A 13,621-nucleotide genomic window follows, 5' to 3' on the forward strand; every position below is an offset into this window, starting at 1 on the left:
TCAAATCGATCAGGCATCGCCCGGCACGTGCTCCGGTCCGCGCCGCCGACGGTGCTCGACATAGGCCCAGATATGCGGCCCGACCAGGCCGATGAAGGCGAGCGTCAGCAGCGTCAGCGATAGCGGATGCTTGTAGAACACCGACCAGTCGCCATTCGAGATGGTCATCGCCCGGCGGAACTGGGTTTCGGCGAGTGGCCCCAGGATCATGCCGATGATGACCGGCGCGGTCGGGAAATCGAAGCGCCGCATCAGGAACCCGGCCGCCCCCAGGAGATAGAGGATGACCAGGTCGATAGGCGATTGCGAGATGCCATAGGTCCCGACGGTGGCGAACACCAGGATGCCGGCATAGAGCTGCGGCGCCGGGATCTTCAACAGACGCACCCAAAGCCCGATCAGCGGCAGGTTGAGGATGACCAGGATGACATTGGCGATGAACAGGCTGGCGATCAGTCCCCAGACGAGGTCGCCCTGCGTCGTCAAAAGCAGCGGCCCCGGATTGATGCCATAGCTCTGGAACGCCGACAGCATGATCGCCGCCGTCGCCGAGGTCGGCAGGCCGAGCGTCAGCATCGGCACCAGCACGCCGGCGGCGGACGCATTGTTGGCGGCTTCCGGGCCGGCAACGCCTTCGATGGCGCCGACCGTGCCGAATTCTTCCTTGTGGTTCGACAGCTTCTTTTCGATGGCGTAGGACAGGAAGGTCGGGATTTCGGCGCCGCCGGCCGGCATGGCGCCGATCGGAAAGCCGATCGCCGCACCACGCAGCCAGGGTTTCCACGAACGCCCCCATTCGGCTGATGTCATGTAGAGCGAGCCCCTCAGCGGCACGATCTCGTCCTTGCCGGCATAGCGGCGCGAGGCCATGTAGAGCGTCTCGCCGACGGCGAACAGGCCAACGGCGGCGATGATGACGTCGACGCCGTCAAGCAGTTCGGTCATGCCGAAGGTGAAGCGCGGCTGGCCGGTCTGCAGGTCGACGCCGATCATGCCGATGACGAAGCCTGCGAACAGGCTGGTGAGGCCGCGCACGGACGAGGAGCCGAGCACCGCCGAAACCGTGATGAAGGCCAATACCATCAGCGAGAAATATTCGGCCGGGCCGAAGGCCAGCGCGAATTTGACCACCACCGGCGCAAGGAAGGCGACGCCCATGGTGCCGATGGTGCCGGCGACGAAGGAGCCGATCGCCGAGGTGGCAAGTGCCGCACCGCCGCGGCCGGACCGCGCCATCTTGTTGCCTTCCAGCGCGGTGACGATGGTGGCGCTTTCGCCAGGCGTGTTGAGCAGGATCGACGTCGTCGAGCCGCCATACATGGCGCCGTAATAGATGCCCGCAAACAGGATGAAGGAGGCCTCCGGCGCCACCTGGTAGGTGATCGGCAAAAGCAGGGCGATGGTCAGCGCCGGCCCGAGACCGGGCAGCACGCCGATAGCGGTGCCGAGCGTGGTGCCGAGCAGGCACCACAGGAGATTGACAGGGGTGAAGGCGACCGAGAAGCCGTGTGCGAGATGGCCGAGCGTTTCCATGGCGTCAGGCTCCAAACGTGCCGATGATCGCATCGATCACCGTGTTCAGCTGGTTCTCGATGAAGCCGGCGCCGATGTTGACGCCGAGCGCCCTGGCGAAGCCGAAATAGGCGGCCAGCGCCAGGATCAGGCCGAGCCCTACGTCGCGCAGCGTCCGCTTGCTGCCGAAGCCGTAGCAGACGAGAACGAACATGATGACGGATGCCGCCGTGAAGCCCAGCGGCTGGATCAGCAGCAGATTGGCGACCAGGCCGATGACGACGAAACCCATCGCCCGCCAGTCGGTCGGCGTTTCCTTTTCCTCCTCCGGTTGCCAGCCGCCGCGAAGCGCGGCGAGGATGAGCAACAGGGAAAGCACCACTAGGCCGACCATGGTGAGGTAGGGAAAGACGGTCGGGCCGACCTTGGAGTAGAGTGGCGACACCGGGATCGCCAGCGTCTGCCAGGCTACAGCGCCGGCGCAGGCCAGAAGCCCGACGCCGATCAACAATTCCGGCACGGCAAGGCGCGACGGCGCCGCCTGCTGGTCACTGCTGCTCATGAGTGTCCTCCCCAGAAAACGGGCCCAGGATAGCTGGCCAAGATGCCCGGCACCGCACGGCCGGTCCTCGCCGAAGTTTCATGCCGGCTTTGCATTCCATGCGACAAGGGGCGGCGAGCGCCGCCCCTTAGGGAAAGATCAGGCGAGCCCGAGGTCTTTCAGGATGGCCTCGATGCGGGCCGTATCCTCGGCCACGAATTTCGCATAATCGTCCCCGGTGAGCAGGATCTGCGTCCAGTTGCGGTTCTTGCACTCGGTCGCCCAGCCATCGCTCTTGGCCATGCTCTCGACCAGCGCGATCATCGCCGCCTTGTCGGCATCGGAAACGCCGGGGGGTGCGAAGACCCCGCGCCAGTTGAACAGCTCGACATCGATGCCTGCTTCCTTCAGCGTCGGCGCGTCGATGCCGTCCTGGCGCTTGTCGGCCGAGATGGCAAGCAGCCGCAGCGCGCCCGCCTTGATCTGCTCGGAGAACTCGCCGAAGCCGGAGATGCCGGCCGCCACCTGATTGCCGAGCAGCGCCGACAAGGCCTCGCCGCCGCCGGCGAACGGCACGTAGGACAGGTTTGTCGCCGGCACGCCGACGGTCTTGGCGATCAGCCCAAACAGGATGTGATCCGAACCGCCGGCCGAGCCGCCAGCGACAGGAACCTTTGTCGGATCGGCCTTGAGTGCGGCGACGAAATCCGCTGCCGTCTTGAACGGCGACTCCGCCGGCACCACCAAGGCCTCGAACTCACCGGTAAGGCGCGCGATCGGCGTGACTTGCGTCAGATTGTTGGCGGCCTTGTTGGCGATGATGGCGCCGACCATGACCATGCCGGCAACCATCAGCGAGTTGCCCTTGCCGTTCCATTGGTTGATGAACTGCGGCAGCCCGACCGTGCCGCCGGCGCCGCCGACATTGGTGATCTGCGAGCCGGAGATCAGCTTTTCACTGCGCAGCACCTGATCCATCGTGCGCCCTGTCTGGTCCCAGCCGCCGCCCGGGGCTGCCGGCACGAAAATCTGGATCTGCGGTGCGCCTTCGGCGAAAGCGGGAGAGAGATGAAGTCCTGCAAAGCCGGCAGCGCTTGCCGCCGCCGTACTCATCAAAAATCTGCGTCTGTTCAGCATGGGATTCCTCCAGATCACGACACCTCCTCCGGTGCCTGCCAAAACGCGCCTGAATCCAGACCCGTAATCGAGTTCAAGCAGATGTTACCGAGTTCTGTCAACGGGAACGATATTCTTCTAGACAGAACGCATCGACGGCGCGACACAGTGGCTCCGCTAAGCAGGTTCCGCAAAAGTGTCCCGCGGTTTTGCAGCAAGAACCTGCGGCAAACAAAGAAGCCTAAGCAGACGACGAGTTGGCGAAGCCAGCGGTGTCTGCTTAGGATCTTCTCCAAATTGGGAACCGCAATGGACACATCAAGCAGATCGGCTGATCCAGACATCCGGCGCGCAGCTACCGAAGGGGTTGCAGCGCTTGATCGGGCGATCACCATCCTCGACGCCTTCACCACGGCCGACCGGTCGCTCAGCCTGGCCGAAATCGCGGTGCGTACCGGCCTCTACAAGAGCACCATCCTGCGGCTTGCGCATTCCTTGTTGCGCGGACAGTTGCTCGAGCGCCTGGACGATGGCCGCTACCGCGTTGGACCAGCTACCTTCCGGCTCGGCGCGCTCTATCAGCGTTCGGTGGTGCCGGTCGATATCCTGTTGCCGATCATGCGCGACCTTTCCGAGCGCAGCTGGGAGAGCGTTGCCTTCTATGTTCGTTCAGGCGACGTCCGCACCTGTCTCTACCGCGTCGAATCCAAGCACCCGATCCGCTATACGATACGCGAAGGCGACGTGCTGCCTCTACTGGTTGGGTCGGGCGGCCGCGTGCTTGCGGCGTTCTCCGGTGAGCAGGGCGAACCCTACGAGACCATCCGCAAGACCTGCAACTGTCTCGCCGTCGGCGACCGCGACCCCGAGACGGCGGGCGTGTCGGCGCCGGTGTTCGGGCCGGGCCGGGTCCTGCTCGGCGCCCTGACGCTGGCCGGCCCCAGTACGCGTGTGGACGAGGCTTTCCTTCAGCGCATGAAACGCCCGCTACTCGAGGCGGCGGCGCGCGCCACCCGCGCCTTCGGTGAGGACGCCTCCATACTCGAGCAGGCGAGCCTAGCCGCGGACGCTGTGTCGTAATGGGGTGACCGGCCTGTCGGATAAGCAAGGCGCGTTGCCCCGCGGTTGCAATCGCGGCAAGAGGCTTCAGGAGCGTTGAATACAATCAGATTCAACTTTAAGCAGTTGCGTGACGTTGCGTAATATTCGGCCGCCCACAGCAAGAATCGGCTGTATAAATAGTTGAAGTATTTATTCGCCGTTAAGCCCCTCATGATAACCAGACCGTTGTCGCCAGATGGGCGTCATTAGGGAAGAACATCGTCTCAACCGACGGATGAAACAGTCGGACAGACGGCCTGACAAGGATCGTGGCAAGTCCATGGGAATTCGATGAAGCTGTCATCGATGGACGCGAGTCCCCGCCTTCTCGGGCTCGTCTGGCCTTTCATCGCCGTCGTTCTTGTTCAGGCACTGGTTGCCAGCCTCAGCCTCTACACGCTGTCGGCGGTTCGTGCCTATGTCGGCGGCGAGAGCCAGTGGTCCAAGGGACAGAAACACGCCATCTATTTTCTCAGCCTCTATGCCGGCACCGGCAACGAGGAGTTCTACGGCGAATACAGCGCGGCGATCGCCGTTCCGCTGGCTGATCGTTCGGCCCGCCTCGCACTCGAGCAGGCCGAGCCCGACACCAATGCCGCGCGCGCCGGCTTCCTGCAGGGCAAGAATCACGCCGACGACGTAACGGGGATGATCTGGCTGTTCCGGAATTTCCGCGGCTTCAGCTATCTCGACGCCGCCATCCGGCACTGGACGGCCGCCGACGCGATGATCCTCGCCATCCAGCGACTCGGTGACGCCATGCACGAGAGGCTGGGCAAGGGGCCGGCATCGGCAGCTGAGGTCAGCGCCTGGAAAGCTGACATCCATCGGCTCGACCATCAGATCACCCCGCTTTCCAAGGCCTTCTCGGACAGCCTCGGCGAGGGATCGCGCTTCATCAAGATGTTACTCACCTTTGCCAATCTGGTAACCGCCGCCTTGCTGATCCTGCTTGCCGTGTGGCGCACGCGCAAACTCCTGGCGCAGCGTCAGGCATTCCAGATGGCGCTCAATACCGAGCGTGAGCGTGCCCAGATCACATTGGCCTCGATCGGACAGGCTGTGATCAGCACCGGCGCCGACGGGCGGCTGGATTACATGAACGCCGTTGCTGAAGGATTGCTGGCCTGCCCACTCAGTACCGCCAGGGGCAGGCCGGTCACTTCGCTGTTTCGCCTTGTTGACAAAAACACCCGCGCCGAAGACACCAAGCTGATCGAACGCCTGCTGGCCGGCGAACCGCGCCCTTCCAGCGCGCGTCCGCAATTGCTGCAGCGGCCGGATGGCTCCATTGTGCCCGTCGCGCTGACCGGCGCCCCGCTGCTCGTCTCCGGTCGCGTCGTCGGTGCGGTGCTGGCGTTCCACGACATGACGCGCGAAGAGGACTATATCGAGCGGCTCTCGTGGCAGGCATCGCATGATGCATTGACCGGACTGGCCAACCGACGCGACTTCGAATGCCGGCTGGAAAGAACGATCGCGGAACTGCAGGACCGGCCTCGCCATCACGCCCTGATGTATCTCGACCTCGACCAGTTCAAGCTGGTCAACGATACATGCGGCCATGCCGCCGGCGACCAGTTGCTGCGCCGGATTTCTGCGCTCTTGACCCATGAATTGCGACGAGGCGATGTGCTGGCCCGGCTGGGCGGCGACGAGTTCGGCGTGCTGCTCGTCGATTGCGATGGCGACAGTGCCGCCGACATCGCCGAACGGCTGCGAGCAGCCGTGCAGGATCTGCATTTCGCCTGGGATGGCAGGCCCTTCAACACCAGCGTCAGCATCGGCATGGTGCAGATCGCCAATGTCGACGTGACGATCGAGGAAACGCTCAGGGCCGCCGACGTCGCCTGCTACATGGCCAAGGAAAAGGGCCGCAACCGTGTCCAGATCCACAGCGATGGCGACATGGATTTGCAGGAGCGCTTCGGTGAGATGGCCTGGGTGCAGCGCCTGCACGCTGCCCTCGAAGAAAATCGCTTCAGGCTTCATGCCCAGGAAATCTGGCCGCTCAACGACGACGCCGCGGAGGCAGGCGCGCATATCGAGATCCTGTTGCGGCTGACCGATGAAGACGGCAGCTTCATCACCCCGCAAAACTTCATTCCCGCGGCCGAGCGCTACGGCCTGATGCCGTCGATCGATCGCTGGGTTGTCCGCAACACCTTCGCTATTCTGGCGGCGCGACAGGCCGATCGGCGCACGGCGCCGATTGCTACCTGCGCCATTAATCTTTCCGGAGCCAGTTTCGGCGACGAGACCTTCCTCGACTTCCTGCGCGAGCAATTCCTTGTCCATGGCATTTCGCCCGCCATGGTTTGCCTGGAGATCACCGAAACCAGCGCCATCGCCAACCTCACCAATGCGATGCGCTTCATTGCCGATCTGCGTGGGCTGGGCTGCCGTTTCGCGCTAGACGATTTCGGCTCGGGCATGTCGTCCTTCGGTTATCTGAAGCACCTGCCGGTCGACTATCTCAAGATCGACGGCAGCTTCGTCAAGGACATGCTGGAAGATCGCATCGACCACGCCATGGTCGAGATGATCCATCACATCGGCAAGGTGATGGGCAAGCGCACCATCGCCGAGTTCGTCGAAAGCGAAGGCATCATTGCCGCGCTGAAAAAGATCGGCGTCGACTACGCCCAGGGTTATGCGATCGCCAGGCCACAGCCTTTTGACGCTTCAACAGCGCTGCTCCACCGAAGCGTCGCGTCGGTCGAGGGTCCCGAACCATGGGCCAATCTGGCGCGCAAGCTGCGCCGCAACGCCGGCTAAAACCGTCTCAGGGCAGCCGCTCCAGCAGAATGGTCGGAGCGTCGTGATATGTGGTCCGCACCACTTCCCGGTAGCCGCACTTTGTCGCAACGTTCAGCGACGCGGCGTTTTCCGGATCGATGATGCAAACGGTCTTCGCGGAACCGAAAATCTCTTCGCCCCATGCCAGGACGCGGCCAACCACCTCGGTGGCGAAGCCTGCGCCATGAACGGCCGGAACAAGCGCCCAGCCGGCCTCGGGAATGCCTTCGATCGACGGCTCCATGTCGCGCTTCAGGTCGTGAAACCCGGCCTCGCCGATGAAACGGCCCGTCGCCTTCTCCTCGATCGCCCAAAAACCGTAGCCGAGCAGCGACCACAGGCCGGCATGACGCAGGAAGCGCATCCAGCTTTCTTCGCGCGTACGCGGTTTGCCGCCAATGAAACGGGTGACCACGGGATCGGTCCACATCACGGCATAGGCGTCGAAATCTCCCAGCCGGTGTGGCCTCAGGATGGTTCGTTGCGTCTCGATGACAGGGGCGCTGGTCGCTTGCGGATTGTGCATGGAATTTGCCTCGCTTATCTACTCGGCGCGTAGCAAATTGCTCGGGCCAGGCAAGGGCCAAGGCAAGGCATGTCATCTTCCAGGCGAGAAAATCGCGCTCAGCCGCGCCACAAATACGACGGGTACCCATGCGGGAAACAAGCCTTCAAGGTCCGCTATGGGAATTCTAGGCGACGATGCTATTTTCGCGACAGGCTGATTCAGCAGTTGCAAGCGCAATCCTTTCAGGCACGGGCTCGTGCCGTCAAACCCAGGGAAAAAGCATGGACACCACCGATCTCGTGCTTGCCATCGTCCACCATCTGCTGGTGTTTTCGCTGGCAGGGATCATCGGCGCCGAATTCGTGCTGATCCGCGGCGACCTGGCCGCCGCCACGCTCAAGCGGCTCGCCTCCATCGACCGTCATTATGGGATCATCGCCGCACTGATCATCATCGTCGGCATCGGCCGCGTCTTCTATGGCCTCAAGGGTTGGGAATTCTACGTCTACAACTGGGTGTTCTGGGCCAAGATGGCGGCCTTTGGCATCGTCGGCCTGCTGTCGATCATCCCGACCGTCCGCTTCATCTCCTGGAACAGGCAGGCAGGCGCCAACCCCTCGTTCCTGGTGCCGACAGCCGAGCTTGCATCGGTCAAGACCTATGTCCGCGCCGAAGCGTTCATCTTCCTGCTGATCCCGGTCTTCGCCGCGGCGATGGCACGCGGCTACGGCTATTGATCGCCGGCGGCAACCGTTTCAAGCGGAGCTATCGGCACCAGCGGCGCCGGAATGCTGGTCGTCTTCTCCTGCGCCTTGCAGATGTCGGCGATGACGCAGGCCGGGCAATCCGGCTTGCGGGCCTTGCAGACATAGCGGCCATGCAGGATCAGCCAGTGATGCGCGTGGCGCATGTATTCGTCCGGGATGATCTTCAGCAATCCCTGCTCGACCTGTTCCGGCGTCTTGCCGGGCGCCAGCCCGAGCCGGTTGCCGATGCGGAAGATGTGGGTGTCGACTGCCATCGTGTGCTGGCCGAAGGACATGTTGAGCACGACATTGGCGGTCTTGCGCCCGACCCCCGGCAACTTGACCAGTTGATCCCGGTCATCCGGCACATCGCCGCCATGGTCGCGGATCAGCGCCTGCGACAGCGCCATCACGTTCTTGGCCTTGTTGCGCCACAGCCCGATGGTCCTGATATAGTCGCCAACCTTGGCTTCACCCAGCGCCAGCATCTTTTGCGGTGTATCGGCGGCCTTGAACAGCGCCCGCGTCGCTTTGTTGACGCCGGCATCGGTCGCCTGCGCCGAGAGCACAACCGCCACCAGCAATGTGAAGGCGTTGACATGTTCGAGCTCGCCCTTCGGCTCCGGCCGCTGGACGGCAAAGCGCCGGAAGATCTCGTGCACTTCGGCCGGGCTGTAGCGCGACGAACGCCGCACCGGCCGCGGACGCGGCTTGGCGTTTGACCCGTCGCGGCGGCCGGGCAGCAGCTCTTTTTTGGGCATGGATGATTCTTTGGACTTGGGGCTCGCCATTTCCTTCCTATAATATCCCGCCATGAGCGACACAAACGCCTCATTTCGGGCCGACGAGCCATTCTTTCAGGCACTGCTGACCCCGCACCGGTCTCTGGGCAAAACAGGCTTTGCCGTGCTGATGGGCGCGCTGCTGTTCGGCTGGCTGGTGACAGGCGCGTTTTTCCTGTCGCGTGGCGCCTGGCCGGTGTTCGGCTTCTTCGGCCTCGACGTTGTCGCCGTCTACATCGCCTTCCGTGCCAACTATCGTGCCGCGCGTGCCCGCGAGGAGGTGTCGGTCTCGCGCACCAGCCTCGACATCCGCAAGACCGCGCCATCCGGAAAATCGGAAGCGCATCGCTTCAACCCGTTCTGGGCGCGGTTTTCGGTCGCCCGTCACGCCGAAATCGGCATCACCAGGATGACGGTGGAAGCGCAGGGCCAGAACGTGCCGATCGGCGGTTTCCTCAATCCCGACGATCGCGAGACCTTCGCCACCGCCTTTTCGCGGGCGCTGGCGACCGCCAAGGCACGCTGATTCTAGAACCGGTAGCGCAACAGCCTGCCGACCTTGCGCAGGGCTGGGATGTGTCTCCAAAGGCGAACGAACAGCTTCGCGACCCAGCTCATGCGGGCGGCGTGTTCAGGCTTGTAGGCCGAGATGTCATCGACGAACCGCAGCTTCGGGACGGCCAGTTCCAGGTCGTGCGGATCGTCGATCGCCCAATACACCTGGGCACCCGTCGCCTTGACGGCCGGATTGAGGCGAAGCAGCTTCAGGCCGAAACGGCTGTAGGCGTCGAACATCAGTTCGCCACTGGCAAGATGCGAGACGAGCCGCGCAAACAGGCGTGGCCCCTCGTTGGCAGGGAGATAGGGCGTCAGTCCTTCCGCCACCACGATGGCCGGGCGATTGCGCGGCACTGAGGCCAGCCAATCCGGTTCGGTCACCGACGAGGCGACCAGATGGCAATGGTCCCGGGACGGATACAGCTTGCGTCTGAGCTCGATGACTTCCGGGTAGTCGACATCGAACCATTCAACGCCCTGTGGCGGATCGACGTGAAATATGCGCGTATCGAGCCCGCATCCCAGATGCAATACAATGGAGTCGGGATTTCTCGCCAGAAAGTCCTGGACGTGGACATCCAGCGTTTTTGCCCTGATCGCCAGGCCGACGCCGAGATTGGTGTCGACCCTGAGCCTGGAGAAATCATAGTCGATCTTGCGCACTGCCTCGTCGGCGAAATGATCCCCGAGCAGCGTTTCCGGCAACCTGCTCTCCAGCGCCTTGCCGTAGAGCGTCATCAGCAACGTCTCCTTTTCCCCGGTCAGATGTATCTTCTCGCCAGCCATGCGCGATTCCCGTTCAGAGCATGATCCCGAAAAGTGGAATCCGGTTTCGGGAAAGATCATGCTTATACAAACAGACAGAGCCCCATCCCGACCTCATCGGGATGGAACGGGCTCTCGAAAACCGGAGTCTATCTGGGTACGCGCCGCAAGAAGGCAAGTTTCGGGTGGCGATCGACGCCCCAAGGGGCGATATTCCTGTCCAAGGAGACAGTTCCATGAGCACACAGACAGCCGTTCTCAAAAAGGACATCACGCCCGAAGGCAGCGACTACGAAATCGTGCGCCGCGCCATCGAGAAGATCAGCCTCGACTATCGCGATCAGCCGTCGCTAGAAGAACTGGCTGAGGAGGTCGGCGAGACGCCGACCGGCCTGCAGAAACTCTTCACCCGCTGGGCCGGCCTGTCGCCAAAAGCCTTCCTGCAGGCAGTGACACTGGACCATGCCCGCAAACTGCTGGATTCGGGCATGCCGCTGCTTGAAACATCGTTCGAGCTCGGCATGTCCGGCCCCGGCCGGCTGCACGACCTCTTCGTCACCCATGAAGCGATGTCGCCGGGCGACTACAAGACGCGCGGCGCAGGCCTCACCATCCGCTACGGTTACCACCTCTCGCCGTTCGGAACTGCCCTGATCATGGCTACCGACCGCGGGCTTGCCGGCCTCGCCTTCAGCGATCCGGGCGAGGAACGCGCCGCCTTCGCCGACATGTCCAGCCGCTGGCCGAACGCCATCTATGTCGAGGACATGGCCGCGACGGGGCCCTATGCCGCGCGCATCTTCGACCCGACGCTGTGGCGCCCCGATCAGCCGCTGCATGTCGTCATGATCGGCACCGACTTCCAGGTTCGCGTCTGGGAGGCGCTGCTCAACATCCCTATGGGCAAGGCCCGCACCTATTCCTCGATCGCCGCCAGCATCGGCTCGCCGAGCGCCAGCCGTGCCGTTGGTGCCGCCAACGGCGCCAACCCGCTCTCTTTCGTGGTTCCCTGCCACCGCGCCATCGGCAAGTCCGGCGACCTCACCGGCTATCACTGGGGTCTGACCCGCAAGCGAGCCATTCTGGGCTGGGAAGCAGGGCAAGTGTCGTCGTGAATGTCGATTTTCCAAGCGCCTCTCGTAGAATCTATAAATACTGGACTTGTAAAGTATAAGTGCGATTATTGCGTCGGATTTTCTTGATTGCAACCAAAGGCAACCTCTGGTTTAGCAATTGTTATTTTCAGCAATTGTTTAAGTTAACTCTAAATTAACTACGATAAAGTGATGATGCCCCATATTAACTCGGGCTATCCGGCTTAATGGGAGGTCTCGATGACATCGTTTCGCGCCGTCTTCGGCGCAGCTCTGCTAGTCGCTTGTATTGACCAGTCCGCATTGGCCACAACGCAAAATGTCATTTTCAATGGCACGATCACCGCAACCTGCACGCTTGTGGTCGCCACCAACGGAACGATGACGGTGAGCCCCGATCTTCAGTCGCTAAGCTCGCACAACAGTGGCGGCTCGGCCGGAACGGTCACGCTAACCACCACCGGAGGCGTGTCGCTCAGCGTAGACCCGGTCACCATCACCACGGTGCCCGCTGCCGACACAACGTCGACGACCTGGACACCGACCTATTCCGCCGCCGGTACGCACTCTATCGCCGAAACCGGCTCGGCCACCAGCCTCGGCACCCCCGGCGCCGACCTGGTCTCGGTCAACCTCGCCGGCACCAAGGGCGGCAGCAACCGCTTCGCCTCCGGAAACTATCAGGCAACGGTGACTGTGCGCTGCGAATAAGCTCTCGGAAGGAGGGGCCTTTGACACATGCTCGAACCTTGGCGACGGCGCTGGCCGTCGGCCTGATGCCCATTGCCGCCGCAGCCCAGTCGATGTCGCCGATGCGAGGCGAGGTCAACAGCTTTACCGACGTCTTCGCGGTCCGCGTATTCCCGGCCAATCCCTACGACCAGAAGATCAGGGTCGAAATCCACGTCTACGATCAGGATTTTCAGCCGGTGGCCGCCAGGATCTCTCCGAGTGCCTTCCAACTGGCTTCCCAGGCTTCCCGTCCTGTCCTTGTGGTCGTGCCCTTCGGCGGCGCTGCCGAGCGCAAAGTGCGTATCTGTACCGAAAGTATCCCCTTTCCCAATCAACAGACGCAGATAAAGGCACAGATATGCGGCAAGTTTTTTGGGCACCGCAAATCCTGACAGTCGCACTTGCAGCGATGTCGGCCGGGATTTCGCCGGTTCTGGCCGAGGATGTCTACAATCTCAACCAGAATGAGAGCGGCTTCAACCTGCCAGGCGTAACCTTGCCTCAGGGGCAGGACGAGGTCCACGCTTCCGACGGCACCACCTGCCGTTCCGCGGTTTCGGGTACTGGCGCCTATGTCGACCTCGGCGTCATCAGAGGCAACAACCAGTCAAACAATGACGTCGCCACCTATGGCCGCGTCGTGATCCCGATCGGGCGGAACCCGAAGCGCATCGATTGCAGCCGCCTCTACGAGCTTGAGGTCGAGCGCCTGCAACTTGAGCTGAAACTCCTCAAAATGGGCATCGGCGCCGACGGCCAGACGGCGAGCGTGCCCGCCAGCGCTCCCGCTCCCATGGTCGCATCACCGGGATGGGCCAACGAAGGCTGGAGCATCAGGACTGGAAATGGCGATGGCAAGAAAAAGAAGAAGAAATAACCGCGCGCTGCTTGCAACAGCGGCACTTGCCGGCCTCTGCCTTCCGGTGCAAGCGGCGATCATCGGCACCTGCACTATCATGGTCGGGGCATCGGGAACGATGACCGCAAATCCTGCCATCAGCATACTCGGCTCCAAACAGGCAGGCGGATCGAGTGCGACCGCCACCATCACCGCCAGTTCGCTGCTTTGCACCTTGCTCAACCTGCTCGACTGTTATTCCGTTTCCGCACCGGCGCCCGCATCGTTCTCCTCTGCGCCAAGCGGCGGCGGTACCAACGTCACCTTCAGCACCGTCTACCGCCTCGACGGCACCGGCGTCGACACCTCCGGAAACGTGCCACAGCGCGTCCTCAACGGCACCCACCCCATGCAGGTCGACCTCACCGCCACCAAGTCGAGCGGCATCTTCCCCGCCGGCAACTACCAGGGCACGGTCACCGTGCGCTGTGAATAGGCACAAATCGAGCTGGACCATTCGTGTGGTCTG

At 62.7% G+C, this 13,621-nt stretch carries 15 protein-coding genes; 9 read left to right on the forward strand and 6 right to left on the reverse strand.

Going from position 1 to position 13,621, the window contains the following annotated elements; all coding sequences use genetic code 11:
- Positions 1-9: 9 nt before the first annotated feature.
- The 3 genes from HNQ71_RS28935 to HNQ71_RS28945 all read right to left on the reverse strand — a co-directional run bounded on the left by HNQ71_RS28935 (position 10) and on the right by HNQ71_RS28945 (position 3,190).
- Positions 10-1,533, reverse strand: a complete 1,524-nt coding sequence (locus HNQ71_RS28935; RefSeq protein WP_184876860.1) for a tripartite tricarboxylate transporter permease — start codon at positions 1,531-1,533, stop codon at positions 10-12.
- A gap of 4 nt (positions 1,534-1,537) precedes the next feature.
- The gene (locus HNQ71_RS28940) at positions 1,538-2,074 is read right to left on the reverse strand and encodes a tripartite tricarboxylate transporter TctB family protein (protein WP_184876862.1); all 537 of its coding nucleotides are present in this window, start codon (positions 2,072-2,074) and stop codon (positions 1,538-1,540) included.
- Between the two features lie 138 nt (positions 2,075-2,212).
- Complete coding sequence (locus HNQ71_RS28945; protein WP_184876864.1) at positions 2,213-3,190, reverse strand: Bug family tripartite tricarboxylate transporter substrate binding protein; 978 nt, start codon at positions 3,188-3,190, stop codon at positions 2,213-2,215.
- 288 nt (positions 3,191-3,478) lie between these two features.
- Between HNQ71_RS28945 and HNQ71_RS28950 the strand changes: the two genes are divergently transcribed.
- Together HNQ71_RS28950 and HNQ71_RS28955 are read left to right on the forward strand one after the other, a co-directional pair.
- The gene (locus HNQ71_RS28950) at positions 3,479-4,249 is read left to right on the forward strand and encodes an IclR family transcriptional regulator (RefSeq protein ID WP_184876866.1); all 771 of its coding nucleotides are present in this window, start codon (positions 3,479-3,481) and stop codon (positions 4,247-4,249) included.
- 312 nt (positions 4,250-4,561) lie between these two features.
- The gene (locus tag HNQ71_RS28955) at positions 4,562-7,048 is read left to right on the forward strand and encodes an EAL domain-containing protein (RefSeq protein ID WP_184876869.1); all 2,487 of its coding nucleotides are present in this window, start codon (positions 4,562-4,564) and stop codon (positions 7,046-7,048) included.
- A 7-nt stretch (positions 7,049-7,055) separates the two neighbouring features.
- On the opposite strand, the gene HNQ71_RS28960 is transcribed toward HNQ71_RS28955, so the two are convergent.
- On the reverse strand, positions 7,056-7,595 hold the full coding sequence (locus HNQ71_RS28960; protein WP_184876871.1) for a GNAT family N-acetyltransferase: 540 nt from the start codon (positions 7,593-7,595) through the stop codon (positions 7,056-7,058).
- Between the two features lie 263 nt (positions 7,596-7,858).
- On the opposite strand from HNQ71_RS28960, the gene HNQ71_RS28965 reads away from it, so the two are divergent.
- The gene (locus tag HNQ71_RS28965) at positions 7,859-8,314 is read left to right on the forward strand and encodes a DUF2214 family protein (protein WP_184876873.1); all 456 of its coding nucleotides are present in this window, start codon (positions 7,859-7,861) and stop codon (positions 8,312-8,314) included.
- On the opposite strand, the gene nth is transcribed toward HNQ71_RS28965, so the two are convergent.
- A complete protein-coding gene (gene nth, locus HNQ71_RS28970; RefSeq protein ID WP_184876875.1) occupies positions 8,308-9,114 on the reverse strand; it encodes an endonuclease III in 807 nt (268 codons plus the stop codon). The genes HNQ71_RS28965 and nth overlap by 7 nt on opposite strands.
- A 22-nt stretch (positions 9,115-9,136) precedes the next feature.
- On the opposite strand from nth, the gene HNQ71_RS28975 reads away from it, so the two are divergent.
- Positions 9,137-9,631, forward strand: a complete 495-nt coding sequence (locus HNQ71_RS28975; protein ID WP_184876877.1) for a DUF2244 domain-containing protein — start codon at positions 9,137-9,139, stop codon at positions 9,629-9,631.
- A 2-nt stretch (positions 9,632-9,633) separates the two neighbouring features.
- Here the strand turns inward: HNQ71_RS28975 and HNQ71_RS28980 are convergent, their stop codons facing one another.
- Positions 9,634-10,449 carry a class I SAM-dependent methyltransferase gene (locus HNQ71_RS28980; RefSeq protein WP_184876879.1) on the reverse strand — a complete coding sequence of 272 codons (816 nt, stop codon included), beginning with the start codon at positions 10,447-10,449 and terminating at the stop codon, positions 9,634-9,636.
- Between the two features lie 215 nt (positions 10,450-10,664).
- On the opposite strand from HNQ71_RS28980, the gene HNQ71_RS28985 reads away from it, so the two are divergent.
- From HNQ71_RS28985 to HNQ71_RS29005, 5 genes are all read left to right on the forward strand, one after another.
- On the forward strand, positions 10,665-11,543 hold the full coding sequence (locus HNQ71_RS28985; RefSeq protein WP_184876881.1) for a methylated-DNA--[protein]-cysteine S-methyltransferase: 879 nt from the start codon (positions 10,665-10,667) through the stop codon (positions 11,541-11,543).
- Between the two features lie 219 nt (positions 11,544-11,762).
- Positions 11,763-12,233, forward strand: a complete 471-nt coding sequence (locus tag HNQ71_RS28990) for a hypothetical protein (protein WP_184876883.1) — start codon at positions 11,763-11,765, stop codon at positions 12,231-12,233.
- A 20-nt stretch (positions 12,234-12,253) separates the two neighbouring features.
- The gene (locus HNQ71_RS28995; protein ID WP_184876885.1) at positions 12,254-12,646 is read left to right on the forward strand and encodes a hypothetical protein; all 393 of its coding nucleotides are present in this window, start codon (positions 12,254-12,256) and stop codon (positions 12,644-12,646) included.
- Positions 12,613-13,131: a hypothetical protein gene (locus HNQ71_RS29000; RefSeq protein ID WP_184876887.1), complete on the forward strand. Its 519-nt coding sequence runs from the start codon at positions 12,613-12,615 to the stop codon at positions 13,129-13,131. Before HNQ71_RS28995 ends, HNQ71_RS29000 begins: the two co-directional genes overlap by 34 nt.
- On the forward strand, positions 13,106-13,588 hold the full coding sequence (locus HNQ71_RS29005; RefSeq protein WP_184876889.1) for a hypothetical protein: 483 nt from the start codon (positions 13,106-13,108) through the stop codon (positions 13,586-13,588). Before HNQ71_RS29000 ends, HNQ71_RS29005 begins: the two co-directional genes overlap by 26 nt.
- The last annotated feature ends 33 nt before the right edge of the window (positions 13,589-13,621 follow it).

The organism is Mesorhizobium sangaii (assembly GCF_014207355.1).
In the GTDB taxonomy this organism is placed as follows: Bacteria; Pseudomonadota; Alphaproteobacteria; order Rhizobiales; family Rhizobiaceae; genus Mesorhizobium; species Mesorhizobium sangaii.